General features: G+C 69.5%; 21 protein-coding genes, 2 tRNA genes and 1 pseudogene. 12 read left to right on the forward strand and 12 right to left on the reverse strand.

Annotated features, from left to right (window positions below):
* Positions 1-20: 20 nt before the first annotated feature.
* Positions 21-1277 (reverse strand): M6 family metalloprotease domain-containing protein, encoded by a 1257-nt coding sequence (locus tag OG883_RS26190; RefSeq protein ID WP_323180979.1) that lies wholly within the window; start codon positions 1275-1277, stop codon positions 21-23.
* Between the two features lie 465 nt (positions 1278-1742).
* Between OG883_RS26190 and OG883_RS26195 the strand changes: the two genes are divergently transcribed.
* Positions 1743-3509: a bifunctional diguanylate cyclase/phosphodiesterase gene (locus tag OG883_RS26195; protein ID WP_266545405.1), complete on the forward strand. Its 1767-nt coding sequence runs from the start codon at positions 1743-1745 to the stop codon at positions 3507-3509.
* 139 nt (positions 3510-3648) lie between these two features.
* Here OG883_RS26195 and OG883_RS26200 read toward each other — a convergent pair whose 3' ends face one another.
* From OG883_RS26200 to OG883_RS26215, 4 genes are all read right to left on the reverse strand, one after another.
* Positions 3649-5361, reverse strand: coding sequence for a glycosyl hydrolase family 18 protein (locus tag OG883_RS26200; RefSeq protein WP_266545408.1), 1713 nt, complete (start codon positions 5359-5361; stop codon positions 3649-3651).
* A 252-nt stretch (positions 5362-5613) separates the two neighbouring features.
* Positions 5614-6693: an LLM class flavin-dependent oxidoreductase gene (locus OG883_RS26205; RefSeq protein ID WP_266549444.1), complete on the reverse strand. Its 1080-nt coding sequence runs from the start codon at positions 6691-6693 to the stop codon at positions 5614-5616.
* A 149-nt stretch (positions 6694-6842) separates the two neighbouring features.
* On the reverse strand, positions 6843-7562 hold the full coding sequence (locus tag OG883_RS26210) for a decarboxylase (protein WP_266545411.1): 720 nt from the start codon (positions 7560-7562) through the stop codon (positions 6843-6845).
* Positions 7559-8407 (reverse strand): decarboxylase, encoded by an 849-nt coding sequence (locus OG883_RS26215; protein ID WP_266545414.1) that lies wholly within the window; start codon positions 8405-8407, stop codon positions 7559-7561. The genes OG883_RS26210 and OG883_RS26215 overlap by 4 nt, the downstream gene beginning before the upstream one ends.
* Positions 8408-8503: 96 nt before the next feature.
* Here OG883_RS26215 and OG883_RS26220 point away from each other — a divergent pair, with 96 nt between their 5' ends.
* Positions 8504-9454 (forward strand): D-2-hydroxyacid dehydrogenase, encoded by a 951-nt coding sequence (locus OG883_RS26220; protein WP_266545417.1) that lies wholly within the window; start codon positions 8504-8506, stop codon positions 9452-9454.
* A gap of 55 nt (positions 9455-9509) precedes the next feature.
* Complete coding sequence (locus OG883_RS26225; protein ID WP_266549447.1) at positions 9510-10928, forward strand: amidase; 1419 nt, start codon at positions 9510-9512, stop codon at positions 10926-10928.
* Here the strand turns inward: OG883_RS26225 and OG883_RS26230 are convergent.
* Positions 10906-11409: a DUF3830 family protein gene (locus OG883_RS26230; protein ID WP_266545420.1), complete on the reverse strand. Its 504-nt coding sequence runs from the start codon at positions 11407-11409 to the stop codon at positions 10906-10908. The two genes, OG883_RS26225 and OG883_RS26230, sit on opposite strands and share 23 nt — an antisense overlap.
* 42 nt (positions 11410-11451) lie before the next feature.
* Between OG883_RS26230 and ehuB the strand changes: the two genes are divergently transcribed.
* The 6 genes from ehuB to OG883_RS26260 all read left to right on the forward strand — a co-directional run bounded on the left by ehuB (position 11452) and on the right by OG883_RS26260 (position 15455).
* Positions 11452-12333, forward strand: a complete 882-nt coding sequence (gene ehuB / locus OG883_RS26235) for an ectoine/hydroxyectoine ABC transporter substrate-binding protein EhuB (RefSeq protein WP_266545423.1) — start codon at positions 11452-11454, stop codon at positions 12331-12333.
* Complete coding sequence (ehuC, locus tag OG883_RS26240) at positions 12330-13004, forward strand: ectoine/hydroxyectoine ABC transporter permease subunit EhuC (RefSeq protein WP_266545426.1); 675 nt, start codon at positions 12330-12332, stop codon at positions 13002-13004. The genes ehuB and ehuC overlap by 4 nt, the downstream gene beginning before the upstream one ends.
* On the forward strand, positions 13001-13651 hold the full coding sequence (gene ehuD / locus OG883_RS26245) for an ectoine/hydroxyectoine ABC transporter permease subunit EhuD (RefSeq protein ID WP_266545428.1): 651 nt from the start codon (positions 13001-13003) through the stop codon (positions 13649-13651). Before ehuC ends, ehuD begins: the two co-directional genes overlap by 4 nt.
* On the forward strand, positions 13641-14405 hold the full coding sequence (locus OG883_RS26250; protein ID WP_266545431.1) for an amino acid ABC transporter ATP-binding protein: 765 nt from the start codon (positions 13641-13643) through the stop codon (positions 14403-14405). Before ehuD ends, OG883_RS26250 begins: the two co-directional genes overlap by 11 nt.
* Before the next feature lie 167 nt (positions 14406-14572).
* A complete protein-coding gene (locus OG883_RS26255) occupies positions 14573-15331 on the forward strand; it encodes an IclR family transcriptional regulator (RefSeq protein ID WP_266545434.1) in 759 nt (252 codons plus the stop codon).
* Between the two features lie 50 nt (positions 15332-15381).
* Positions 15382-15455, forward strand: a tRNA-Lys gene (locus tag OG883_RS26260).
* A gap of 116 nt (positions 15456-15571) precedes the next feature.
* Here the strand turns inward: OG883_RS26260 and OG883_RS26265 are convergent.
* The 6 genes and pseudogenes from OG883_RS26265 to OG883_RS26290 all read right to left on the reverse strand — a co-directional run bounded on the left by OG883_RS26265 (position 15572) and on the right by OG883_RS26290 (position 21378).
* Positions 15572-16186 carry a response regulator transcription factor gene (locus tag OG883_RS26265; protein WP_266545437.1) on the reverse strand — a complete coding sequence of 205 codons (615 nt, stop codon included), beginning with the start codon at positions 16184-16186 and terminating at the stop codon, positions 15572-15574.
* A gap of 17 nt (positions 16187-16203) precedes the next feature.
* Entirely contained in the window at positions 16204-17538 is a 1335-nt protein-coding gene (locus tag OG883_RS26270) for a sensor histidine kinase (protein ID WP_266545440.1), read from the reverse strand.
* Positions 17539-17679: 141 nt separating this feature from the next.
* Positions 17680-17925 (reverse strand): annotated as a pseudogene (locus OG883_RS26275) (acyl-CoA synthetase); the annotation flags it as partial.
* A 33-nt stretch (positions 17926-17958) separates the two neighbouring features.
* Positions 17959-18546: a lytic polysaccharide monooxygenase gene (locus OG883_RS26280; protein WP_266545443.1), complete on the reverse strand. Its 588-nt coding sequence runs from the start codon at positions 18544-18546 to the stop codon at positions 17959-17961.
* 135 nt (positions 18547-18681) lie between these two features.
* Positions 18682-19836, reverse strand: coding sequence for an SPFH domain-containing protein (locus tag OG883_RS26285; protein WP_266545446.1), 1155 nt, complete (start codon positions 19834-19836; stop codon positions 18682-18684).
* 36 nt (positions 19837-19872) lie between these two features.
* Positions 19873-21378, reverse strand: coding sequence for a peptidoglycan-binding protein (locus tag OG883_RS26290; RefSeq protein WP_266545449.1), 1506 nt, complete (start codon positions 21376-21378; stop codon positions 19873-19875).
* Positions 21379-21561: 183 nt separating this feature from the next.
* Between OG883_RS26290 and OG883_RS26295 the strand changes: the two genes are divergently transcribed.
* The 3 genes from OG883_RS26295 to OG883_RS26305 all read left to right on the forward strand — a co-directional run bounded on the left by OG883_RS26295 (position 21562) and on the right by OG883_RS26305 (position 25953).
* A tRNA-Lys gene (locus tag OG883_RS26295) sits at positions 21562-21635 on the forward strand.
* Positions 21636-22078: 443 nt separating this feature from the next.
* Positions 22079-24004, forward strand: a complete 1926-nt coding sequence (locus OG883_RS26300) for a cellulose synthase catalytic subunit (RefSeq protein WP_266545451.1) — start codon at positions 22079-22081, stop codon at positions 24002-24004.
* Positions 24001-25953 (forward strand): kelch motif-containing protein, encoded by a 1953-nt coding sequence (locus OG883_RS26305; RefSeq protein ID WP_266545454.1) that lies wholly within the window; start codon positions 24001-24003, stop codon positions 25951-25953. Before OG883_RS26300 ends, OG883_RS26305 begins: the two co-directional genes overlap by 4 nt.
* Positions 25954-25976: the final 23 nt, after the last annotated feature.

Genomic DNA, 25976 nt, shown 5'->3' on the forward strand with positions numbered 1-25976 from the left:
CGACACCGGCCACCCCGGCCCTACACCGTGGAGATCTTGACCGTCCATGCGCCCGTACGCGTCCGGTCCGCCACCTCCACCCTCGTCCGCTGGCCCGGTGTCCCCGGCGTCGTGAACGTCTCCCCGACCCCCAGCGGCGCGTCCGCCAGCTGCGGGTAGACCGAGGTGTCCCAGCACGCCTCGGTCTCCGGGTGGGTGTCCACCACCTCGATCGGGCCGCCGCCCGACGCCGTCTCGGCCTGGACGCGGTAGAGCAGCACGCCCTCGGTGCAGGTGTTCTCGTCGTTCCCGGTCGATCCGCGCGCCTCGATCGCCAGCGCGGTGTTCTGCCCGGTCCTGACGACCGCGAGCCTCGTGCCGATGCTCGCGCCCGGGACCGGCGCCGCCGCGACCGGCTCCAGGGTGACCAGCCCGCCATCCGTCACGCACCGCACCTCACTGCGGTCCAGCCAGCCCAGCTTCCACTTGTGCCAGCCGAAGAGATCGGGCGCGAGTCCGAACTGGCTGCCCATCACGTCCCAGTCCCCGACATAGGTGTCCCAGTCGCCCTTGCCGTCCGTCGGCCGGTGGTAGAGGTCGGGCAGGTCGAAGACATGCCCGGTCTCGTGGGCCAGCACATTGCGGTCCGGTGGATGCCGCTCGAAGACGGTGACGACGCGCCTGATGTCGACGCCGTCGGCGTGCAGCGCCTTGTCGAAGTTGACCACCTTCGTCGCGTCGGAGTCGACGCCGGGCGCGTCCGGGTCGGCGACCAGATAGACGACGTCGTAGCGGGAGAAGTCGACCGCCGGGTCGGCCGCGGCGATCGCGTCACGCAGATACGTGGAGCGCTGCCCGGCCTCCCAGTCCCGCCTTATCCCGTACGACGTCGAGGCCTTCGGCATCTCCACCCACTCGCGCTCCGGGTGCGGGCGCAGCGCGAACTTTCCGTACGAGGCCTGCCGGAAGAACTCGCTGGTGGCCGGGAAGTGGTCGGACGCGAGGACGTCCGGCCCGTTCAGCGGCACGGAGTCGGGGAACGAGAGAAAGACCATGACCGCGTCGAGACGGGTGACCGGGCGCGGATAGGAGCCGTTCCAGGTGTCGAGGCCCAGGGAGTGGTGGGCGGGGGTGCGGGGCAGCGCGCAGGGCCCCGCCGCCGACTCGGCCACCGCGGGACCCGCGACCAGGGACGTGGCGGCGAGCGCCGTGAGAGAGGTGAGGGCAGCCGCGGCGCTGCGGAGGCGCCCACGTTCCACTCCCCCGGGTGTTCCCTGGGGTGACTGCTGACCCTCCACGTGGACCTCCGGCTACGGAATGGGGGACACCTCACCCACCCTGTGACGTTTTGAGGTGGTACGCCCTGTTCCGCTGCCCCACTCGGGTGACCGACCCGACACCGGGCCGACACCGACCCGATATCCACCGGGTCGCGGCCGACACTCCGAAGGCTCACGGAACGTCACAACCGGTCAGGACGGAATCGACCAGGGCTCAGACCTGTGCAGAAACGATCGTCCGTGGGTCATCAGCGGGCCTCTCCAGAGCGGCATAGCTGGAACGGCCGAGGGGCAGCCTCTATGATCGGCACACTTTCCCGACGTCTTCCCCGGCTTCTTCCCGGACTTCATCCAGGACTTCTTCGTCGACTGCCTTGGCCGGCTGTCCCCGACCACATGCGTACGAACCTGTACGACACAACTGCACTGCGGGAGTGAGCGGTGAGCGGAACCTCCGAAGGACCAGGGCCCGCGGGAGTCGCAATGACCGGTAACACCCTGCCGTCAGTCACTGAGCGTCACCATGTCGGCCGGACCGCTGCCGAGCTGCGTGACTACCGGGCCGCGTTCAACGCCGCGCACCTCGCGATGGCCGTCGTCGACCACAGAGGCCTCGTGGTGACCGCGAACGACGCCCTCGCCGCGCTGCTCGACACCGAACCCACCGATCTGCAGGAGCAGTCCGCGGCCGAGCTCGTCGACCTCGCCTCGGACGGCCGCACCTGGCACGCGTACCGCGAAGTGCTGCGCGGCCGCCGCTCCCGCTTCCGCTGCACCCGGCGTCTCAAGCACCCCGACGGGCGCTCGCTGTGGGCCGAGGTCACCGTCGCGCCCGTACCGGACAGCCGGAATGTGCTGCTCTCCGTCGCGGACATCAGCGAGCGGCGCGAGCTGCATGCACGGCTGCGCCATCTCCAGATGCACGACCTGGTGACGCGGCTGCCCAACCGCACGCTCTTCTTCGAGCGGCTGTCGGCGGCGCTGGAGTCATCGCCGTACGACCATGGCTCCACCGGGCGGATCGGGCTGTGCTACCTGGACCTCGACGGCTTCAAGGCGGTCAACGACACCCTCGGCCACCGGGTCGGCGACCGGCTGCTCGCCGCCGTCGCCGACCGGCTCACCGAGTGCGCCGACAGCGACGGCCACAGCGGCGGTCATCTGGTGGCCCGGCTCGGCGGCGACGAGTTCGCGCTCCTCGTCGAGGACTCCACCGGTACGGAGCAGCTCGCCGCTCTCGCCCAGCGCGTGCTGGCCTCGCTCCAGCAGCCGTTCGACCTGTCCGGACAGCGGCTTTCGGTCTCGGCCTCGATCGGGGTGGTGGAGCGATCGGTGACAGGCACGAGCGCGACCGGTCTGATGCAGGCCGCGGACACCACGCTGTACTGGGCAAAGGCGGACGGCAGGGCCCGCTGGACCCTCTTCGACCCCGAGCGCAACGCGCACCGGATGACCCGTCAGGCGCTGGCCAGCACGCTACGGCCGGCGGTGGAGCGCGGGGAATTCGCGCTGGAGTACCAGCCGTTGGTGGGGATGGCGGACGGAGTCACGCGAGGCGTGGAGGCGCTGGTGCGCTGGCACCACCCGCAGTTCGGCACTCTTGCGCCGAATCGGTTCATCACAATCGCCGAGGAGGACGGCTCGATCATCCAGCTCGGGCAGTGGGTGCTCCGTACGGCGTGCCGCCAGGCCCGCCAGTGGCAGAAGGACCACCCGGACACCCCGCCGCTGTTCGTCAGCGTCAATGTCGCCGTACGCCAGGTGTGGGACTCCGACCTGGTCGCGGACGTGGCGGAGATCCTGGCCGAGACGGGGCTGGAGCCACATCTGCTGCAGCTGGAGCTCACCGAGTCCGCGGTCATGGGCTCGGCGGGCCGCCCGCTCCAGGCGCTTCAGGCGCTCAGCGACATGGGCGTGCAGATCGCCATCGACGACTTCGGGACCGGATACTCCAACCTCGCGTATCTGAGCCGGCTGCCCGTCTCCGTACTGAAACTCGACGGATCGTTTGTTCGCGGCTTCCAGGACGAGGCGCATCCCAACCCGGCGGACGAGACGATCGTGGAGGCGATGGTCGAACTGGCGCACCGGCTCGGTCTGACGGTCACGGCGGAGTGCGTGGAAACGGCGGGCCAGGCGTCCCGCCTGCGGCGGATCGGCTGCGACACGGGCCAGGGGTGGCTGTACTCGCGGGCGGTGGCTCCGGAGCGGATCGCGGAGCTGATCGCCGTCAGCGCGCTGTCGGCCTGACGGCCTGCGGGCACCCTGCCTCGCCGGGTGCCCGCCCTCGCCGGGTGCCCGGCCACCGGAACCGACCGCCCCCAACCCGGGAAGATCCGGGTGGGGGCGGCGGCCTGTGGGGGGGGCAGGGAGGCGGAGAGCCAGGGGGTCAGCAGGCGCCCAGGTCCTGCCAGACGCCCCACTCGCCCGTGGTGCCCGGCTCCTCGCCCTGGGTCCACCACCTGGCCTTCCAGAGGTGGCCCTTGTGGGACACCTGGGTCGTGCCCGTGTACGCCGGGGTCGCGGACCAGGCCGGGGCCGGGCAGCCGGGCTGCGGGCCGGACGGGGACGGCGTGGGGCCGGAGGGAGAGGGCGTCGGGTTCGACGGAGAAGGCGTCGGGCCGGTCGGGTCCGGGCCGGGGCCGGGCGTGCCGCCGACCGCCGTCACGATGTCGTTGAACAGCGTCGTGTTCGCGTCCAGGCCGAGCAGCGAGTACATCATCGCGCCCGCCAGGCCCCGGCTGTGCGCATAGTCCGCGCGGGCCTGGATCGCCCGCTTGTCCAGGCCGGTGAAGAACTCGCCGTCCTGGTAGAAGTACGACGCCTTGGCCTCGTCGTCCCAGTACGTCGTCGCCGCGTTGTCGACGATGCCGCCGAGCTCCTTGTAGTGGGCGATGCCCGCCTGCTGGCTCACCGGGCGGGCGCCCGAGGCGCCGGTCGCGCTCTGCGCGAGGCCGTTCCTCGCGCCGGCCGGGACGCCCTTCCAGCCGCGGTAGTAGAACTCGTATCCCAGCGTCAGCTTGTTCGCCGGGAAACCGCCCGCGATGCCGTACGCCGCATTGCCGTCGAGCCAGGAGTCGATGGCGTTGTCGATCGAGTACTTCTGCGTGCCGGGCGCGATCGGGTCGGTCGGGTCGGACGCCGGCGAGTACAGCGGCGACTGGTGGTACGTCGGGCCGTCCGCGTCCCAGGCGCCGTGCATGTCGTACGTCATGATGTTCGCGTAGTCGAGGTACGCGCCGATCTTGTCCGTCTCGATGTACTTGATCTTGTCCTGACCGGCCGGGAGAGCGGCCGTCAGCAGGTACTTCTTGCCGCCGTGCGCCGTGCCGTACTCATCGAGCTGCTTGCGGAACTCGGCCAGCAGGAGTGTGAAGTTGGCCTTGTCCTCGGGGCCGTAGTGGTTGCCGAGGTGGCCGCCCGGCGAACCCGGGTACTCCCAGTCGATGTCGATGCCGTCGAAGATCCCGGCGGCGGCGCCGGGGCCGCCGTAGCCGCCCTCGACCGGCAGGTCGCCGGCGATGTACTGCTTGATGCAGGACGCCACCAGCTTCTTGCGGCTCGCGTCCGTCCTGGCCGCGTCGTGGAAGTACTTCGAGTAGGTCCAGCCGCCCAGCGAGATATTGATCTTCAGCTCGGGGTGCTTCGCCTTCAGCTCCTTGAACTGGTTGAAGACGCCCACGATCGGCTGGTTCCAGGTGTCTGCGACGCCGTCCACGCTGTCCGCCGCGGCGAAGGACTTCTGATAGTCGGCGTACGCATCGCCCGCGCCGTCACCCGCGTTGGGGTTGTTGTCGTCGCCCGCCGCCTTGTTCGCCTCGAAGCAGGTCAGCTCGGTGGGGTGGATGTTGCCGAAGGAGTAGTTGATGACGTCGAGCTTGCCCGCGATGCCCCGGGTGTCCAGGTGCTTGGGGTAGAAGGCGTTGCCGTACACGCTCCACTGGTCGTAGTACGCGATCTTCACGCCGCCGGTGGACGCGGCGGCGGTCCTGATGTCGTCACCGACCGCACCTGCGGGTCCTGAGGCGGCAACACCGGCCAGGACGCCGGCGGCGAGCGCGGCGGTCGTCAGGGCCGCGAGCAAGGGTCTGCGGGAGCGCACGTACAGCCTCCGAGGGGGGTGTGCGGAACGGTGGTTGGTGAAGTGATAGCGATTCGGCCAGTACCGCGTCAATGGTCTGAACCAAATTGAGGACTAGACCAATTTCGCGAGGAAATCGCTTGTCACAGGCACATCCGGCGCACACCCGGCGCACGAAGCCGCTCGCCACCATCGGTGACGAGCGGTTTAAGATTCCATTAAGGGCGTCCAGTTCGGGCAGTTCAGGAATGAACCACTCGATGAACCACTCGGTCAGGCGGGCAGGTCGTACGCGTCCGCAATCAGGCCGTAGCTGCGCAGCCGCACCTCGCCGCCGTGCGCATTGGCCGTGATCATCAACTCGTCGGCGCCCGTGCGCTTCTGGAGATCGTCCAGGCCGGTGCGCACCGCGTCCGGGGTGCCGTGGACGACGTTCGCCAGCCAGCCGTCCACGAACTCCCGCTCCGCGGAACTGAATGCGTACGCCTCCGCCTCCTCGGGCGTGGGGATCAGTCCGGGCCGGCCGGTGCGCAGCCGGAGCATGGACAGCGCGCCGGTCAGCACCTGGCGGCGGGCCTCCTTCTCGTCGTCCGAGGCGAGCGCGGCGACGCCGATCAGCGCGTACGGCGCATCCAGCACGGCGGAGGGACGGAACGACTCGCGGTAGAGGTCCAGCGCCGGGACGGTGTTCTGCGCGGAGAAGTGGTGGGCGAAGGCGAAGGGCAGTCCCAGCACGCCGGCCAGCCGGGCGCTGAAGCCGGAGGAGCCGAGCAGCCAGACCGGCGGACGGGCCGAGGGGCCCTGCACCGGTCCCGGTACCGCGTGGATACGCGCGTACGGATGCCCGTCGGGGAAGTCGTCGTCCAGGAACCGGGTCAGCTCGGCGAGCTGTTGCGGGAAGTCGTCGGCGCCCTCGTGGAGCCGGTCGGTGCGCCTCAGCGCCGCGGCGGTGGCGCCGTCGGTGCCGGGGGCCCGGCCCAGACCCAGGTCGACGCGGCCCGGGGCGAGCGCCTCCAGGGTGCCGAACTGCTCGGCGATCACCAGCGGGGCGTGGTTGGGCAGCATCACGCCGCCCGAGCCGAGCCGGATGCGCTCGGTGTGGGCGGCGAGATGGGCGAGGATCACGGCCGGGGACGACGAGGCGACGCCCGGCATGGAGTGGTGCTCGGCGACCCAGTGGCGGTGGTAGCCACGGCGTTCGGCGAGCCGGGCGATGTCCACGCTGGTGCGCAGGGCATCGGTCGCGGTACGGCCGCTGCCGACCGTGACCAGGTCCAGTACGGACAGGGGCACGGCTGCGGTTCCGTTCGCCGTGCCCCGAATCGCGTCACCCTGTGCCGCGTCGCCCTGCATCGGTTCACCCTGTATCGCGTCACCCCGTACCGGGTCACCGTGCCGTGCGTCACCGTGCGTTGCGTCGTCCACCGGTCAAGCCCTCCTGCGCCAAGAAGTACGTTCGACCCAGGCAAACAGGAGGGTAACTCCGGTTTATTCCCGGCAGGCTATTCCGGACGGGCGAAGAGCGTGCCCAGCTTCTTTCCCCAGGCCCGCCGCTCCGCCAGCCGCAGCCCCTCCCACACCGTCACCTGGTTCGCGGTGAGGACCGGCTTGCCCAGCGCCTCCTCCAGCTCGTCCAGGTACGCCACCGTGTGCAGGGCCGTGTCCGGCAGCAGCACCACCTCCGCGTCCGGGTGGTCGCCCGAGCGCGCCAGCTCCAGCACCTCCGCCCGGCCCCAGGTGCCGACCTCGGCGGCCGTGACGATGCCGCTCGCCCGGTCCGCGACCACCTCGGCCCCGGACGCCTTGAGGAAGGCGGTGAAGAGCGCCGTGACGTCCTGCGGATAGGTCGCGGCGACCGCGACCCGCTCGGCGCCCAGCTGCCGTACGGCGTGGGTGAAGGCGAACGACGTGCTCGACGCGGGCAGCCCCGCCGCCAGCGCGAGCGAGCGGATCTGCTCGTGCGCCCCCTCCCAGCCGTACACGAAGCTCCCGCTGGTGCAGGCCCACACCACCGACTCCGCTCCCGCGAGCCGCAGCTCCTCCACGCCAGCGGCGAGCCGGTCCGCCGAGCCCATCTCCAGCAGTGCGTCGACGCGGTGCGCGTCCTCGCCGATGTCGGTGTGGACGACGGGCACTCTGATGTCGCTGTTGAGGAGCACTTCGAGCCGGGGGTAGTCGTCCTCGGCGGAGTGGCCGGGGTAGAGAAGTCCGACTGTCGTCATGTCCAGCCTTCCTGTTCTTCGGACTGAGCCTGGATGGCCTGCGGGATCTGCGGCTGCGCGGCCTGGCCCGCCTGTGCGGCCTGTGCGGCCGCGGGCAGTTCGGGCTGGGTCTCCGGCTGGAGCAGCAGTCCCTGGTACGGGCCGACCGCGTGCACGCCGATCGCGCGCAGCGCCGCCCACATCGTCACCTGGTTCGCGGAGAGCACCGGCATTCTCAGTTCGGCCTCCAGCTGCGGGATCGCGTCGTACGTCGGCAGGTTCGTACAGCTGATGAAGAGCGCGTCCGCCGCGCCCACCACCGCCTGCCGCGCCATGTCCACCACCGAGCGGTACGGCACCTTCCAGATGTGCCGGGTCAGTCCGAGAAAGGCGCGGCCCGTGACCGTTACCCCAGCTTCTCCCAGATACTCCTCCAATGACTGGGTCACCGACTCCGTATAGGGCGTGACCAGGGCAATACGACGGGCGCCCAGCTCGTCCAGTGCGGCGAGCAGGGCGCCCGAGGTGGTCAGCGAGGGCACTTCCCCCGCCGAGCTCATTGCCTCGCACATGGCCCGCTCCCCGGCCAGACCGCCCACGAAACTGCCCGACGTACAGGCATAGGCGACCACCTCGGGCTCGGACGCGCCCAGCGCCCGTACCGCGTCACGCAGCGTCTCGTGCTCGCTCACCAGGCGGGCCAGGTCCAGCGAGACTTCCACGGGCACGAACGGGGTACGGGTCAGACGCAGCGAGACATCGTCGGGGACCCAGCGCCACAGCTCCCGGTCCAGGGCGAAATCGAACGGAGCGACCACACCAACACCGTGCTGCGGCTGCGGTCCGCCGAGAAAGGAGACATCCATCGCAGGCCCCCTTAGCGTGTTGTTGACGACGTTAGGTTCGGGTGCGAGCGTGGGTCAATCCGTACATGTCAGACGTTACGAAACGGCTTCCGCTTGATGTCTGAACCGACCCTCCTCGTACTGGCGGCGGACCCCCCGCCGCGCCTCGGCCGGCTGACCGGACGGGCCCGTGTCGTCTACGCCGACGAGCAGTCGCTCGCGGCCCAACTCCCCGACGCAGACGTCTTGTTGGTATGGGACTTCACCTCCGACGCGGTACGTCTGGCCTGGCCGGGCGAGGGGCCGAGACCGCGCTGGGTGCACACCCCCAGCGCGGGCGTGGACCGGCTGCTCTGCCCCGAGCTGATCGCCTCCGACACGGTGCTGACCAATGCCCGAGGCGTCTTCGAGGAGCCGATCGCCGAATACGTGGCCGCACTGGTGCTCGCCATGGCGAAGGACCTCACCGGGACGCTCGAGCTCCAGCGGCAGCGGCGCTGGCGCCACCGCGAGGGGCTGCGCGTGGCCGGCACCCGGGCCACGGTCGTCGGCGCGGGCCCCATCGGCCGGGCCGTGGCCCGCTCGCTGGAGGCGCTCGGTGTCACCGTGGCGGTCGTGGGACGCACCGCCCGCACCGGTATCCATGGTACGGAGGACCTCGATCCGCTGCTCTCCCGCGCCGACTGGGTCGTATGTGCCGCGCCCCTCACCGAGGCGACGCGCGGGATGTTCGACAAGCGGCGCTTCGGCCTGATGCAGCCGTCGGCCCGCTTCATCAATGTGGGGCGCGGTCCGCTGGTCGTGGAGGACGATCTCGTCGCCGCGCTGAAGAAGCGCTGGATCGCGGGGGCGGCCCTGGATGTCTTCGTCTCCGAACCGCTCAGCCCCGACAACGCGCTCTGGGACGTTCCGGGGCTGATCGTGTCGCCCCACATGAGCGGCGACACGGTCGGCTGGCGCGACCGGCTGGGTGAGCAGTTCGTCGAGCTGTACGAACTGTGGATGGCCGGAAAGCCTCTTCTGAACGTGGTGGACAAGAAACGTGGGTACGTCCCCATGCATGACTGATCCCCGCACGACCGACCCCCGGACCCACTCCCCGACCGATTCCCGGACCGATCCCATGGATTCCCCCGATTCCCTGGCGGACCTGACCGCTCGTCAACTGCTGGCCGGCTACGACAAGGGCACCTTCTCCCCCGTCGACGCGACCCGCGCGGCGCTGGAACGGATCGAAGTGGTGCAGCCGCTGGTCAATGCCTTCGTGCGGGTCGATGCCGAACAGGCACTGGCCCAGGCGGAGATCTCCGCCGAGCGGTGGCGCAGAAAGGAACCGCAGGGGCTGCTCGACGGGGTGCCCGTCACCGTGAAGGACCTGCTTCTGCAGCGCGGCGCCCCGACCCTGCGCGGCTCCCGCACCACGAGCACGCAGGGCAGTTGGGACGAGGACGCGCCGTCCGTGGCCCGGATGCGCGCGCACGGCGCCGTCTTCCTCGGCAAGACGACGACCCCCGAGTTCGGCTGGAAGGGCGTCACCGACTCGCCGCGGCACGGAGTGACGCGCAATCCGTACGACACCGGGCGGACGGCCGGCGGCTCCAGCGGCGGCAGCGCGGCCGCCGTGGCGTTCGGCGCGGGGCCACTGTCGATCGGCACGGACGGCGGCGGCTCGGTCCGTATCCCCGCCTCCTTCTGCGGGATCTTCGGACTGAAACCGACGTACGGACGGGTGCCGTTGTACCCCTCCAGCCCCTTCGGGACGCTCGCCCACGCGGGCCCGATGACACGGGACGCCGCGGACGCCGCGCTGCTGCTCGATGTGATCAGCGGCGAGGACTGGCGGGACTGGTCGCATCTGGGCCCGGCGGACAGCGTCCGCGACACCCTCCGCGAGGGCGTGAAGGGCCTGCGGATCGCCTACTCACCGTCCTTCGGCGGCCAGGTGGCGGTGCGCCCGGCGGTCGCGTCCGCGGTGCGGCGGGCGGTGGGGGCGCTGGCGGACCTCGGGGCGTACATCGAGGAGTCCGACCCCGACATCGCCGATCCGGTGGAGGCCTTCCACACCCTGTGGTTCAGCGGTGCGGCCCGGCTGGTGCAGCATCTCGGCAAGGAGCAGCGGGAGTCGCTGGACCCGGGGCTGCGGGAGATCTGCGGCATCGGAGCGCGGTACAGCGCGCTGGAGTATCTCGCGGCCGTGGACACCCGGATGGCGCTCGGCCGGAGCATGGGGCGGTTCCACAGCTCGTACGACCTGCTGGTCACCCCGACCCTGCCGATCACCGCCTTCGAAGCGGGTGTTGAGGCCCCGGCGCGCTCCGGGCACCACCGCTGGACGGGGTGGACTCCCTTCACCTACCCCTTCAACCTGACCCAGCAGCCCGCCGCGACGGTGCCGTGCGGGGTGGACGAGGACGGGCTGCCGGTCGGCGTCCAGCTGATCGGCGCGCGGCATGCGGACGCGCTGGTGCTGCGGGCGGCGCATGCGCTCTACGAGTCGGGCGCCGCCCGGATCCCGGGTCCTACTCCGCCCGCCGGAAGCTGAGGGTCTCCCCCAGCGCGCCCGCCCGCCACAGGTCCTGGCAGGCCTCGGCCATCCGGTCGAGGCCGTCGACCACCGTGCCCCAGACGATCCCGGGCACCCATCCGGTGTCGCCGTTGAGCAGCAGGTTGTTGCGCTCGTAGAACAGGGCGAGGTCGACGACGGTGCGGCGGCCGGCGTGGGTGGCCTTGTCGCCGTATCCGTACGACGCCGTGCCCAGCTCCACGTCGGCGAAGGTGAAATAGCAGAGATCGCCCGGAATGGGAGTCACCGTCGGGTTCTCCAGCGGAGGCTCCTGCTCCGCGAACGCCGGGACCAGGGCATAGATTTCGTTACGGGCATACTTCGCGTGATAGACATCCCCGGCGAGCGGCAGTGCCTCCCACACTGCGGCACAGGTCAGCGGGGCCTTGTCGTCCAGAAGCTTCGCGGTGCAGCGCACACCGCGCTTGTCGAGGGCTACAGTCACGTATCGGTCGGCCATCTCGTACGCATACCCCGCTCGGAGCCGGGTAGCCGCGCGGCCATGGCTCGTACAAGACAAGCAGGATCGATACGCAGACGCACACTGCTGCTCGGCACCGCGGCCGTCGGCACGCTCGGTGCCGTGGGCACGGCGGGCTGCAGCCGGGTCCCTTCCGGCGACGCTCTGGCCCGGCTCAAGTCCCAGGGCACCGTGCGCCTGGGCATCGCCGGCGAGAAGCCGTACGGCTATGTCGACGAACAGGGCGAGTTCACGGGCGAGGCACCTGAACTGGCCCGCGTCATCTTCAAGCGGCTGGGCATAGCCGACGTCCAGCCCGTCGCCACCGACTTCGCCTCGCTCATACCCGGGCTGAACTCCCAGCAGTTCGACGTCGTCTCGGCCGGGATGTACATCAACAAGGAGCGCTGCGAGCAGGTCATCTTCGCCGACCCCGAGTACCAGATGCTCGACTCTTTCATCGTGCGCAAGGGCAATCCGAAGAATGTGCGGACGTACGAGGACGTGGTGAGGTCCAAGGCGAAGTTCGCCACCGGAACCGGCTATGCGGAGATCGACTACGCGGTCGCCGCCGGCTTCCCGGAGAAGGACATCGTCATCCTCCAGGACCAGGTGGCGGGGCTGAACGCGGTCGAGTCGGGCCGGGTCGACGTCTTCGCCGGTACCGCACTCACCGCCCGCGATGTGGTGAGGAAGAGCAGGAAGGCCGAGGCGACCAAGCCCTTCGCGGCCGTGGTCGACGGCAAGAAGAAGATCGACGGCGGGGGCTTCGCCTTCCGCCCCACCGACACCGAACTGCGTGACGCCTTCAACGTCGAGATCCACAAGATGAAGAAGAGCGGCGAACTCTTCCGCATTCTGGAGCCGTTCGGCTTCACGAAGAACGAGATGACCACGCTCACTGCCGAGGAGCTGTGCCGATGACAGCCGGACTCTGGCAGAACTGGGTCCTCCCGGGCATCTGGATCACCGTCCAACTGCTGGTGTACAGCGCGGCGCTGGCCGCCGCCGTCGCCTTCACGGTCGGCATCGCCCGCACCCACAGCTCCCGCTTCGTCCGCTTCCTGGCGGGCTTCTACACCGAGATCTTCCGCGGCACCTCCGCGCTGATCCTGATGTTCTGGCTGTTCTTCGTACTGCCGCCGCTGCTGGGCTGGCAGCTGGTCCCGATGTGGGCGGCGGTGCTCGCGCTCGGCCTGTCCTACGGGGCGTACGGCGCCGAGATCGTGCGTGGCGCGCTGAACTCGGTGGCTCCGGCTCAGCGCGAGGCGGGGGTCGCGCTCAGCTTCACGCCCTGGCAGCGGATGCGGCTGATCCTGCTGCCGCAGGCGGTGCCCGAGATGATGCCGTCCTTCTGCAATCTGCTGGTCGAGCTGCTCAAGGGCACGGCGCTGGTGTCGCTGCTCGGCGTCGGCGATGTCTCCTTCGCCGCCTATCTGGTGCGCCTGGCCACCCAGGAGAGCGCGCAGATCTACACCATCAGCCTGGTCATCTACTTCGTGCTCGCGTTCGGCATCACCCGCTCCATGAAGGCACTCGAGAAGAAGACCAAGAGGAATATCGGCGTCGCGGTCTCCGGAGGTGGCGCGAAGTGAACTGGGACTGGTCCGCGGTCGCGGACTTCATGCCGCGCTTCTGGGACGGCGTGCTCATCACGCTGCAGATCCTCGCGCTCGGCTCGCTGATCTCCTTCACGCTCGGCCTGGTCTGGGCGATCGGGTTCAGGGCGCCGACCCGCTTCATCCGGTGGCCGGTGAACGTCGTCACCGAGTTCATCCGCACCACGCCACTGCTGGTGCAGCTGTTCTTCCTCTACTTCGTACTGCCGGAGTGGGGCGTGCAGTTCTCGGCGCTGACGACAGGCACCCTCGCGATCGGGCTGCACTACTCGACGTACACCGCACAGGTCTACCGGGCCGGTATCGAAGCCGTGCCGGCCGGTCAGTGGGAGGCGGCGAAGGCGCTGAGCCTGCCCGCCCACCGCACCTGGTTCGCGGTGATCCTGCCGCAGGCGTTCCGGCGCATCACGCCGGCGCTGGGCAACTACGTCATCGCGATGCTGAAGGACACCCCGCTGGTCGCCGCGATCGGCGTGCTGGAAATGCTCCAGCAGTCGCGGCTGGAGAGCGCCGCGACCTTCCAGTACACCGAGCCTCTGACGGTGATCGGTATCGCCTTCATCCTCATCGCCTACCCGGCTTCTCTTCTCGTACGAACCCTGGAGCGCCGCCTTGTCCGCTGACCTGACCACCGACACGCCCAGTGAGCTGATCCGCTTCGAGAACGTGACGAAGCGCTTCGGCGACAACACCGTCCTGGACAACCTCTGCTTCTCGGTGAAGCCCGGGAAGCACGTCACGCTGATCGGCCCGTCCGGGTCCGGCAAGACGACGATCCTGCGGCTGCTGATGACGCTGGAGTCGCCCGACGAGGGCACGATCCAGGTGAACGGCCAACGGCTGTTTCCGGCCGCCGAGAAGGAGCGCCGCGAGGCGCGCAAGCAGATCGGCATGGTCTTCCAGCAGTTCAACCTGTTCCCGAACATGACCGCCCTGCGGAACATCACCGAGGCTCCGGTACGGGTGCTCGGCATGGACAAGGACGAGGCGGCGGAGCGCGCGAAGGGGCTGCTGGACCTGGTGGGCCTGGGCGACCGCTGCGACGCGAAGCCGACGCAGCTCTCGGGCGGCCAGCAGCAGCGGGTGGCGATCGCCCGCGCGCTGGCGATGCGGCCGCAGGTGCTGCTGCTCGACGAGGTGACCTCGGCACTCGACCCCGAGCTGGTCGCCGGGGTGCTGGACGTGCTGCGCGACATCGCCCGCTCCACCGACATCACGATGCTCTGCGTCACGCACGAGATGAGCTTCGCCCGGGACATCTCCGACGAGGTGCTGATGTTCGACTCGGGGAAGGTCATCGAGTCCGGATCTCCGGAGAAAATCTTCTCCGACCCGGCACATGATCGTACTCGCGAGTTTCTCGGTGCGGTGCTCTGACCTCTCACTCCACTCCAAGAGTGTGACTCTGGCATATGTCACGGTGATGCGCCCCAGCGTATGAGGCTGGGGCGCGCCATCATTCTCGCCAACAGCCGCCCCTGAAACGCCTCTTGGCCGCTATCGTGGTACGGAAGCTTGCGGTCACAACCTGCTAGGGGGAAACCGTGGCGCTGAAGCCAGAGCCAACCGCGCCGTTCCACTCGGTGCAATACGTCCTGCGCGTCCTTGAAACGATCTCCAAGCACGGGGGTGGCGTCACCGACGTCCAGATCGCGCGAGAGACCGGTCTGCCGACCGGCCATCTGGCCCCCATGCTGGCGATGCTGCGCCGTGAGGGCTACGTGGAGCAGGTCGTGGACGGCGCCTATGTCATAGGTGACTCCCTGATACTGCTCGGATCGGGTGTCACCCGCAAGCAGGCTCTGGAGGCAAAGCTGCAGGACACCCTCACCGAGCTGCGCGACTCGGTCGGCGCGGCGGTCTACATCAGCCGGTACATCGACGGCGAGGTGAAGATCATGCAGTTCGCCGACAGCCCGCGTACTCCGAAGGTCAACGAGTGGGTGGACTTCCGCTCGGCGGCCCACGCGAGCGCGGTCGGCAAATGCCTGCTGACCCAGCTCGACCAGAACGGCCGCCGCGACCACCTCTCCCGCCACAAGATCGCCCGCCTCACCTCGCGGACGATCACCAGCGAGCAGCTGCTCTTCTCGAAGCTGGACAGCCAGCCCCCGACGGTCCCGATGCTGGACCTCCAGGAGTACGCGGTGGGCACGGTCTGCGCGGCGGTCCCGCTGACGGCGGGTGCGGCGGTGGGGTGTCTGGCCCTGTCCCTCCCGATCGAGCACGCCCACCGGCTGCGCTCGGCGGCGGACACACTGAACCGCAGGGCGGCCCCGGTAGTGCTGTCGCTGGCGATCTAGAGCAGGTTCGGAGCACCGCCCGCGAGCAGGTATTATTTACGGGTCAGCAGGCGCCGCTAGCTCAGTTGGTTAGAGCAGCTGACTCTTAATCAGCGGGTCCGGGGTTCGAGTCCCTGGCGGCGCACAACTGATCATCTGGGGCTTCTCGGTCATCCGAGGAGCCCCAGATGTGTTTTCGGCCACAGCAGCCGTCGCGGTGCCGTGCCGGGGCACGCAAGCCCGGTGCAAGATCCGAAACGCCTAGGCGCGGAGGAAGGCGAGCACCGCGAGCACCCGGCGGTGGGTGTCCTCGGCCGGTGGCAGGTCCAGCTTGCCCAGGATGTTGCCGATGTGTTTGCCGACGGCCGCCTCCGTGACCACCAGCGCGCGGGCGATCGACGCATTCGACCTGCCCTCCGCGACCAGGGCGAGGACTTCGCGCTCGCGCGGGGTCAGCGCCTGAAGCGGGTCGCGGCGGCGGCGCAGCAACTGGCGTACGACTTCGGGGTCGACGACCGTGCCGCCCGCGGCGACCCGGGTGAGCGCGTCCAGGAACTCCTCGATGTGGCCGATCCGGTCCTTGAGGAGGTAACCGACGCCGGTGCCGTCGCCCACGTCCAGCAGTTCGGTGGCGTACGAGCGCTGGACGTACTGGCTGAGGACCAGCACGGGCAGGGACGGGCGTTCGGCGCGCAGGGCGACGGCGGCGCGCAGGCCCTCGTCCTGGAAGCCGGGCGGCATCCGGACGTCGGTGACCACGATGTCGGGGTCGTGCGCGGCGACGGCGTCGCGCAGCGCGTCCGCGTCGCCGACGGCCGCGACGGTCTGGTGGCCGAAGCGGGCGAGCAGGCCGATCAGGCCCTCGCGCAGCAGCACGCTGTCCTCTGCCAGAACTACCGTGAGCGGCCTGCCGGTTCGCTCGCTGCCGGTCGGCCCGCTGCCAGTTCGCCGGCTGCCGGTCGGCTCTCTGTCGGCCGGCTCTCTGTCGGTTCGCACGGGATCTCCACACGCAGCACGGTCGGCCCGTCCGGCGGGCTGGTGATCGTCAGTGTGCCATCGAGGACGGCGATCCGGTCGGCGAGCCCGGTGAGGCCGCTGCCGTGCGCGGGGTCGGCTCCGCCCGCGCCGTCGTCCCGTACCGAGATCTCCAGCATGCCGTGCCGGTGCCGGGCCGTGAGTCCGGCCCGGTCCGCGCCGCTGTGCTTGGCGACATTGGCGAGCGCCTCGCAGACCGCGAAGTACGCGGCGGTCTCGACGGACCGGTCCAGCCGGGGCAGCTCGACAGCGGTGTCGACCGGCACGGCGGACCGGTCGGCGGCGTCGGCGAGGGCGGCGCCGAGGCCGTAGTCGGCGAGCACCTGCGGATGGATGCCGTGGATCAGTTCGCGCAGTTCGGTCAGGACCTGACCGGCCTCGTCGTGCGCGGTGGCGAGCCGGTCGGCGAGGGGACCTGCGGTTACGTCGAGCCGCGCCAGCCCGAGCGTCATGGTCAGGGCGACCAGTCGCTGCTGGGCCCCGTCGTGCAAGTCCCGCTCGATACGCCGCCGTTCGGCCTCGAAGGCGGAGACCAGCCGGGCCCGGGACCGGGTCACCTCGGTGAGCCGGTCGCGCAGCTCACTCTCGCGGGGTGCGAGGAGCAGCCGGGTGAGCTGGGCGCGCGCGCCGGCCAGCGCGGCGAGCGGATGGAGCAGTACGGCCAGGAGTACGAGCCCGGCGACCGCCGCCGCGAACGCCTGCGGATAGGTCGTGACCAGGGGCCCCTTGACGACCCTCGCTTCCTCCCCGTCGAGCGCCAACTGGACGGGTGCGGCCGTCATCGCGGCGGGCACGCCGATCGCGACGGCCACGGCCAGCGCGTCGAGCGGCCACAGCACGAGAGCGTGGAGCAGTCCGTACGCGAGCTCCCGCCAGGTCGCCTGCTCGGTGAGCCGCAGCCGCAGCCAGGCGCCCAAGCCCGGTTCGGCGGGGGTGCGGTGGGGGCTGGGGGCGGGCTCGAGGTCGACGAGCCTCAGCCTGCGCCGCTCGAGAACGGCGAGGGCGACCCCGGCGAGGACGAGCAGCGGCAGGCCGACGAGTATCAGCGAGAAGACGACGAGGACGACAAGGGCGAGGAGGGCGGCGATCCCGGTGAGCGCACTGCTCGCCAGATACCCGGCGGAGCGCCAGGGCCAGGCGCTGCGGAGGTAGTTGCCCCTGGTGAGGGCCTGCCAGGGGGTGCGGGCGTCCATGCCGGCCACGTTAGACGCGCAGGCGCTTGCCGCACCATCGGCGCAGTGGGGGTGTGCGGGGTACGCCTGGCCCTACCGCGGCGCCGGGGTGGATTGCTGTCCCACCCCGATGTGGCAGATTCGCGCCGCAGCGACCGGGGGCGGATCGATGTGCGCCGCGGCGGCCCCGGCCGGGGCCGCCGCGCTGAGCCACAGGGGATACCCCGGGGTGCAGTCGAGATCCACCCCGAAGTGCGGCTCGGCTCCTCGCGGCACGAGGCCCACGAGGAGCGCGGCCCGTGCGGCGGCGCCCGCGGCGGTCTGATGGTGGCTGAGCGCGCGGCTCTGGCAGCTCAGCCCCACCCGATGGTCGCCCCATTGGCGCCGTACGAGCTCCGCGACGGTCATCGTCGCGGGCTCCGCACAGTAACTGACTATCTGTCAGAACTGAACATCCGAGCAGGCGTAGAAGGCATTCGCCGTGTCGTGCACGGTCCACACCGCCAGAATCAGATGCCGTCCGGACCTCTGCGGGAGATTTCCGGAGTGCGACAGGGTGGCCGGCGGCTGGTTGCCGCCGTACGGGACGGTCAGGAACGGCTGCGACTCGAGCGCCGCCCTGGTCAGCGGCTGGTGGGGATTCCAGCCGCTCTTGGTGATGTAGTACGTGAAGTCGGTCGTCCGGTGCCGGGCCGTGAACTGCCAGCGGAATGTGTAGTTCTGACCCGAGGAGACCTTGGTGGTGGGCCATGCCCCGCCGCGCGGATCGTCGAGTTGCGCGAACTGGCCGAGGCCGGCCGAGCAGATCTTTCCGTCGGCGGGACCCGCGGCCGGGAACCCCTTGGGGCCCTCGACACTCTGCGGTTCCCACTGAATCGGGCCGCAGTTGCCGACCGTGCCGTTGGCACAGAGCTTCTGGCGGCTGATGGGTGAGTCGGTGTAACCATGGCTGCTGGCACTGCCGGTGGCGAGCAGGGTGGCGCCCGTCACGGCAAGGCCGACCAGGGCCGCACCTATCTGTTTGCGCATGCTTCGCTCCAGGAGAACGTGGGGGAGTTCTGTGAGCCGTGCTGCACGCGTGCGGAAGGCTTATTCCGGTCTAGACCAAGTCCCAATGTATTGACGGGAGTTCATCATGTCCAGACCAATCACGGCCCAGCCCCGTCACGAACCCTCGGCCGCTGCCGAGTGCCCCGTACAGAAAGCAACGGTGAGGTCCTTCACCAGAGCCTTGCGCTCGTAGTCGTCGAGTTCGACCAGTCCGCACGCGGTCAGCCGGTCCACGGTGTCCTGCACCGCGTCAACCACCGAAGTCAGGACAGTGTCCCGGTGCTTGGCGTCGATCGCCGCGATCCGCCTGCGCCGCATCGCGGCCGCGACCTCGGGCGCGTACTCGATCCCCGTCGGCTGCGCCGAGAAGACCTCGATCCCCACCGGCGCGCACTCCGCCGACAGCATGCGCGTCAGCGCGTCGCCGACCGCCTCCGCATTGCGCAGGGTCGGGGCGTCCTCATGGAAGGCGTCCGCCGGCAACTGCGAGAGCACCCGCGCCATCGCCGCCTCCACCTGCTCGCGCAGATACTGCTCATGGTCCGCGACGCCGAGGGCCGCCCGCGCCGTGTCCCCGATCCGCCACACCACCATCACCACGACACGCAGGGCTGTACCGTCGGCGTCCACCGCCGGCATCGGTTCGCTGCGCCAGTGCCGCAGCCGTACGTCGACCCGGCGGCGCAGCACGAGCGGGCTCACCCACATCAGTCCCGTACGCCGCACACTCCCCCGGTAGTCGCCGAAGAGCGTCAGCACCAGGGCGTACCCGACGTGCCCGCGCCCGAGCCCGCCGAAGGCGAACAGCACCAGGGCCACGCCGAGCGCGAGCAGACACCACAGCCCGAAGCCGAGTCCGCTGTACGGATGGGGGGTCAGCCCCAGCAGCATCGCCACCACGCCGGGCAACGCCCCTGCCCCCCACAGCACCGCGCCGGTCCCGGCGAGTGCGCACGCCCCGGCGACCAGCCCGATCCAGCCGGGCAGCGCGGGTCCGGGCCGCTCGAACAGTTCCGGGTCGGCGGGCGGCGCGGGCCGGAGCGGGGGGACCGGCGGCCGGGACGCGCCGGGTCTGCGCCCGATCTTCGGCTGCTCACCGGTGCCCTGCCGTCGCGCCACGACGGCGGGCCGCAGCGCGATCGGCTGGGTGTCGTCGCGGAAGAGGAGGTGCACGGGGATCTCGGTGGTCGCCTCCTGCGCGATGACCGGGGTGTGCCGCGGTCCGTCGTACGGCACGGTGCCTTCCGGCTCCGGCGTCGTGGTGTTCATGACTGCCGCCTCTGCTGGTCGTTCTTCGGTGGGCCGTCAGGCGAGGAAGAGCCGCCGCCAGGTCTCCGGGCCGGGGAAGCCGTCGGCCGAGGCGCCCCGCCAGCCCTGGGCCCGCTGGAACGCCTCGACATTGCGCCGGTCGGCCTCGCTCCACTGCGGCCCGGGCCCGATGGCGTAGTGCCTCCCGTAACCGCGCTGCACCAGCTGCCGGCCGAGCTGGGTGACGTATGTACTGGAGCGGCCGGGCCGGAAGTACCCGCCCCCCGGGTACCGCGGGGCCGCGGCACCCGTACCCGCGCCCGTCCCCGCGCTTGTCCCGGCGGGGCCGCCCGCACCCGCCGCCGGGATGTTCTCGCCCTGCCCGGTCGCCAGCAGCCGCCAGGTCTTCGGGCCCGGCATGCCGTCCGCGTCCGTGCCCTGCCAGCCCTGGGCGAGCTGGAAGGCCCGGGTGGCCAGCCGGTCCGCCTCGCTCCAGCGCGACCCGGGCCCGTCGGGGTAGAACCGCGTGCCGCCGCGCGCGACGAGCATCTCGCCGAGCTGGGTGACGTACGGATTCTCCGCACCGGGCCCGAAGGACCGCGGGCCGGGAAAGGAGGTGACGGCGCCCGTCGGGCCGGCGGGAACGGTGGTGCCGGCCGGGTCGTCGGGGACGGTCGTGCCCGCCGGGTCGTCGGGGACGGTCGTACCCGTCACGCCGGCGCTGCTGCTCGCGGTCAGGCCCTTGTAGCGGTAGGCCACATAGCCGGCGGAGTTGTTCCAGTACGCCATGGGCGTCGCCTGCTTGCGGGCGTTCGGCGGCGTCTGCTCGTAGGCGTTGTAGTACGTGTGCGTGTAGTCGACCCAGCCGCCGAAGATCGTGACGTGCGAGCCCTTGGACGGATTGCTGAGGTTGTGGAAGAGCAGGATGTCACCGGGCTGCAGGTCCTCGCGGAGAATCCGGGTGCCGAACCCGGCGAGGCTTCCCGTCCACTCGTTACCGGCCAGATTCCATGCCATCGAGACATAGCCGGAGCAGTCCTGGCGGTACCCGTCGGACCAGTACCTGTCCATGTTGTACGGGACCGCCGCCTTCACCCATGTCTTGGCGCGGTTGATGATCTCGGCCCGCGTCATCTTGCGCAGCGGGGCCGTCGGGAGGGGGCCGGGGTTGCCGGGGGTGCCGCCGAGGGGCGGGCCGTACAGCGGTCCCGGATCACCCTGCTCGGTGATCGGTTCCGGTTCGAAGGCCTTGCCCGGGCCGACCACTGCTCCGCCACCTGCGACTCCCTCGATCACAGCTCCCCCGGCCACGACACGCGCGGCCACGTCCGACCGCGCCACTCCGTCCGACCGCGCCACTTTGTCCGGATGGCCGACGGCGCCGGCCGAGCCCGCCCCTGCGCTGCTCAGCGCCATGCCGGCCGCGGTGAACACGACCAGGGCCCGGCGGCAGCCGCGCCCTGCGGGGTGCCCGCCGGCGGCAAGGAAACGGCGCTGCTGGACGCAGCCCGCGCAGTCGCAGTCGGCCGCGGGCTCGTACTCCTCGAAAACCGGCACGGTCATACGCGTCCCCTCCGGACTCGTCAAGATCTCTCGGCGCTGTTGCACAGGCGCCCCTGCCCAACTGTCACGACTCATCGCATTTTGACCGATTAAGGGTAAGAAACGACCATGCGACAGGCCGGAACGATCAGAGAATGGTCAGGAGCACTCCCTGCCGTCCGGTAGAGTTCTCCAGGTCAGCAGGCGCCGCTAGCTCAGTTGGTTAGAGCAGCTGACTCTTAATCAGCGGGTCCGGGGTTCGAGTCCCTGGCGGCGCACGCATAACCGAAGCCCTCTCACCGCGAGTGAGGGGGCTTCGGTCGTACATACAGTCGTTTTCGGCCACACCGCAGCACCATTCGCCCCTTCCGCAAGAGCGCCCCAATTCGTGCGTATGACCGGTTAACGGTCCGTTTCGCCCTTGCGATCATGGCATGGGTCGTAGACCCTATCCTGGAGCCAATGTCCCCAATGGGGCATCAGGTTCGCCCAGTTGGGGATGGTTGGAGGGGAAGGCTCCCGGTACGGAATACGGGACGGGGGGCCCGTTCACGGACCGAACACACAACGGGCATCATGCAACCGGAAGGTGACCGTTTCATGTCTGTAGAAACGGTGGCCATCCACTGATGTGTCCGCAGCGGGCGGTCGAGGGGGATCGCCGCCAGGACGAAGCGACCAACCACATCACGCAGCCAGCATGCGTGCGGGGGGATGACTCATGACGTCGACGCCAGACGGCGCCCGGCAGCCCAACGACCCATCCCGGACGACCCAGCTCCGGGTACCTGCGCATATGCGCAGCGGTGCCGCCCGCCTGCGCCCCAAAAAAGCGCTGCCGCGGTACGACTACGAGCACTACAGCCGGCTCGCAGGTCCCCTCACCCAGCCGGACCCGAACAAGCCCTACAAGGTGCAGTACCGCTCGCTGCTCTCGCAGGAGCCGCACCGCATACGGGCCGCCCTGCTGCTGGGCGCGGCGCCCCTGCTGTCGCTGGGCCTGTTCGCCTGGCTGATGCAGCCTCAGCACTGGACCGAGCGCGATCCCAACCTCAAGAACGACACGCTGCTCATCCTCGACATCGTCATGCTCGTCTCGATCGGTCTGATCGAGCTCTTCCGCACGATGAACGTCCTGTCGAACGCGCACGCCACCCTGGTGGCGCGCGACCCCGTCCCCGTGGTGCCCGAGACCGGCACCAGGGTCGCCTTCCTCACCTCCTTCGTACCGGGCAAGGAGCCCCTGGAGATGGTGACGAAGACGCTCGAGGCGGCCGTGAAGATCCGGCACCGCGGGCTCATGCACGTCTGGCTTCTCGACGAGGGCGACGACCCGGCCGTCAAGGAGGTGTGCGCCCGGCTCGGCGTCCACCACTTCTCCCGCAAGGGCATCGCACGGTGGAACCAGCCCACGGGCGCACACCGTGCCAAGACCAAGCACGGCAACTACAACGCCTGGCTCGAGGCGCACGGCAGCGACTACGACTTCTTCGCCTCCGTCGACACCGACCACATCCCGCTGCCCAACTATCTGGAGCGGATGCTCGGTTACTTCCGCGACCCCGACGTCGGTTTTGTCATCGGCCCGCAGGTCTACGGCAACTACGACACCTTCGTCACCAAGGCCGCCGAGTCGCAGCAGTTCCTCTTCCACGCCCTGATCCAGCGCGCGGGCAACCGCTACGGCGCCCCGATGTTCGTCGGCACCTCCAACGCCGTCCGTATCAAGGCGCTCAAGCAGATCGGAGGCCTGTACGACTCGATCACCGAGGACATGGCCACCGGCTTCGAGATGCACCGCGCCAAGAACCCGGACACCGGCAACAGGTGGCGCTCGGTCTACACCCCGGACGTGCTGGCCGTCGGCGAGGGGCCCACGGCCTGGACCGACTTCTTCACCCAGCAGCTGCGCTGGTCGCGGGGCACATACGAAACGATCATGAAGCAGTACTGGAAGGGCTTCTACTCCCTGCCGCCGGGCAAGCTCTTCAACTACACGATGATGATCATCTTCTACCCGATGTCGGCCCTCAACTGGATTCTGGCGGCGCTGAGCTGTGCGCTGTTCCTGGGCATGGGCGCCTCGGGTGTGCAGATCGACCCGGCGATCTGGATGATGCTGTACGGCAACGCCTCGGCCCTCCAGATCGGTCTCTACATCTGGAACCGCCGCCACAACGTCTCGCCGCACGAACCCGAGGGCTCCGGCGGACTCGCGGGCATGGTGATGTCCGCGCTCTCCGCGCCGATCTACGCACGCTCGCTGATGGACGCCGTGCTGCGCCGCAAGAGCAAGTTCGTGGTGACCCCCAAGGGCGACTCGTCCAGTCCGGACACCCTCTTCGGCACCTTCCGGATTCATCTCTTCTTCATCCTCGTCTTCGGTGGATCGCTCGGCTCCTCCTTCTACTTCGGGCACGATCACCCGGCGATGATCACCTGGGCCACGCTGGCCATGCTGATCACGGCGGCACCGATCTTCGCGTGGCGGCACGGCATGCGCGCGGAGAAGAAGAAGCGCCGGGGGCGGCACGGAAGCGGCGGGCAGCCGCCCGCCCCGGCGCCGGAAACCCATGTGCCGCAGCAGAAGCCCAGTCACGCAGCCGACCAGACCATACAGATCGCCCTTGGGGGACGTAAGAAATGAGCACGATGCCCGTGCGGCAAAACCACCGCAAGAACCGTGCCCGTCGCATAGCGATCGGCGCGGCGGTGGTCGTCGTGGTGGCCGGGTTCAACGGGCCTGCGCTGTGGCGCATCGGCTCGGAGAAGTACCACGACTACAAGATCAACAAGCCGGAGTACAAGGCGGCGAACGGACACTGGGACTACCTGGACGTCCCGTCCGAGTACCGGATCAACTCGATCCACGCCGCGCTGCTGCACACGGGCAAGGTGCTGCTCATCGCAGGCTCCGGCAACAACCAGAAGTACTTCGACGCGAAGAAGTTCGAGTCGGTGCTCTGGGATCCGGCGACCGACAAGTACAAGAAGATCCCCACCCCCAAGGACATGTTCTGCGCCGGGCACACCCAGCTGCCCGACGGAAAGCTGCTGGTCGCGGGCGGCACCAAGCGGTACGAGAAGCTCAAGGGCGATGTCTCCAAGGCCGGTGGCCTGATGATCGTCCACAACGAGGACCCGGACGCGCCCAAGACGCTGCCCGCCGGCACGAAGTTCACCGGCAAGAAGAACGGCAAGACGTTCGTCTCCAAGGACCCGGTCCTGGTGGAGAAGGCGAAGAAGGTCTTCGACCCGAAGACCGGGCAGTTCCTGCGCAACGACCCCGGCCTCGGCCGGATCTATGTCGAGGCCGAGGAGTCCGGCAAGGAGCACGAGACCGGCACCGAGGACAACTACCGGGTGCAGGGCCTCAGCGGCTCGGACTCCCGCAACATCTACGGCATAGCCCAGAAGCTCGCGCTCGACAAGAAGGACTTCCAGGGCATCAAGGAGGCCTACGAGTTCGATCCGGTCGCGGAGAAGTACATCACCGTCGACCCGATGAACGAGGCCCGCTGGTACCCGACGCTGACCACGCTCAAGGACGGCAAGGTCCTCTCGCTCTCCGGCCTCGACGAGATCGGGCAGATCGTCCCCGGCAAGGACGAGATCTACGACCCGAAGACCAAGACGTGGGAGTACACCGGGATCGTCCGGAAGTTCCCCACGTACCCGGCGATCTTCCTGATGGACAACGGCAAGCTCTTCTACTCCGGCTCCAACGCCGGGTACGGGCCCGCCGACATCGGCCGTGACCCCGGCGTCTGGGACCTGGAGACCAACAAGTTCGACAAGATCCCCGGTCTGAGCGACCCGGACAAACTGGAGACCTCGGCGACGGTCATGCTGCCGCCCGCCCAGGACCAGAGGTTCATGGTCATCGGCGGTGGCGGGGTCGGCGAGTCCGAGAAGTCCAGCGAGAAGTCCCGGCTGGTCGACCTCAAGGACGCCAACCCCCGCTTCAAGGACAGCGCTTCGCTGGAGAAGGGCACCCGCTATCCCAGCGCCTCACTGCTGCCGGACGACTCGGTCCTGGTCACCGGCGGCTCCGAGGACTACCGCGGGCGCGGCGGCACCAACGTCCTTCAGGCGCGTACGTACGACCCGAAGACCGGTACGTACAAGCGGGTGGCCGACCCCGAGGTGGGGCGCAACTACCACTCGGGCTCGATACTCCTGCCCGACGGACGCGTCATGATCTTCGGCTCGGACTCGCTCTTCGCGGACGAGGCCAACACCAAGCCGGGTGTGTTCGAGCAGCGCATCGAGATCTACACCCCGCCGTATCTCTACCGGGACTCCAAGCCGGAGCTGGGCGGCGGCCCGAAGTCCCTCACCCGTGGGGGCAAGGGGACGTTCAAGACCAAGGACGCCGCGTCGGTCAAGACGGCGAAGCTGATGCGGCCCAGCGCCGTCACGCATGTGACCGACACCGACCAGCGCTCCATCGCGCTGGACATGAAGAAGACGGCGGACGGCATCGAGGTCACCGTGCCGAAGAACCGGGCGCTGGTGCCGTCCGGCTGGTACATGCTCTTCGTGACGGACGACAAGGGGACTCCGTCGGAGGGTGTGTGGGTCGAGGTCCCGTAACCGGGGCTCCGGTCCCGTAACCG

The organism is Streptomyces sp. NBC_01142, assembly GCF_026341125.1.
In the GTDB taxonomy this organism is placed as follows: Bacteria; Actinomycetota; Actinomycetes; order Streptomycetales; family Streptomycetaceae; genus Streptomyces.

What these genes read in the sequence shown, in the direction of transcription:
- OG883_RS26280 (WP_266545443.1), bottom strand. Translation starts at nt 18,546, where the DNA reads ATGCGCAAACAGATAGGTGCGGCCCTGGTCGGCCTTGCCGTGACGGGC.
- OG883_RS26205 (WP_266549444.1), bottom strand. Translation starts at nt 6,693, where the DNA reads ATGCAGGGCGACGCGGCACAGGGTGACGCGATTCGGGGCACGGCGAAC.
- OG883_RS26215 (WP_266545414.1), bottom strand. Translation starts at nt 8,407, where the DNA reads ATGGATGTCTCCTTTCTCGGCGGACCGCAGCCGCAGCACGGTGTTGGT.
- OG883_RS26285 (WP_266545446.1), bottom strand. Translation starts at nt 19,836, where the DNA reads ATGAACACCACGACGCCGGAGCCGGAAGGCACCGTGCCGTACGACGGA.
- OG883_RS26195 (WP_266545405.1), top strand. Translation starts at nt 1,743, where the DNA reads ATGACCGGTAACACCCTGCCGTCAGTCACTGAGCGTCACCATGTCGGC.
- ehuB (WP_266545423.1), top strand. Translation starts at nt 11,452, where the DNA reads ATGGCTCGTACAAGACAAGCAGGATCGATACGCAGACGCACACTGCTG.
- OG883_RS26300 (WP_266545451.1), top strand. Translation starts at nt 22,079, where the DNA reads ATGACGTCGACGCCAGACGGCGCCCGGCAGCCCAACGACCCATCCCGG.
- OG883_RS26305 (WP_266545454.1), top strand. Translation starts at nt 24,001, where the DNA reads ATGAGCACGATGCCCGTGCGGCAAAACCACCGCAAGAACCGTGCCCGT.
- OG883_RS26220 (WP_266545417.1), top strand. Translation starts at nt 8,504, where the DNA reads ATGTCTGAACCGACCCTCCTCGTACTGGCGGCGGACCCCCCGCCGCGC.
- OG883_RS26290 (WP_266545449.1), bottom strand. Translation starts at nt 21,378, where the DNA reads ATGACCGTGCCGGTTTTCGAGGAGTACGAGCCCGCGGCCGACTGCGAC.
- OG883_RS26230 (WP_266545420.1), bottom strand. Translation starts at nt 11,409, where the DNA reads ATGGCCGACCGATACGTGACTGTAGCCCTCGACAAGCGCGGTGTGCGC.
- ehuC (WP_266545426.1), top strand. Translation starts at nt 12,330, where the DNA reads ATGACAGCCGGACTCTGGCAGAACTGGGTCCTCCCGGGCATCTGGATC.
- OG883_RS26225 (WP_266549447.1), top strand. Translation starts at nt 9,510, where the DNA reads ATGGATTCCCCCGATTCCCTGGCGGACCTGACCGCTCGTCAACTGCTG.
- OG883_RS26270 (WP_266545440.1), bottom strand. Translation starts at nt 17,538, where the DNA reads ATGGACGCCCGCACCCCCTGGCAGGCCCTCACCAGGGGCAACTACCTC.
- OG883_RS26210 (WP_266545411.1), bottom strand. Translation starts at nt 7,562, where the DNA reads ATGACGACAGTCGGACTTCTCTACCCCGGCCACTCCGCCGAGGACGAC.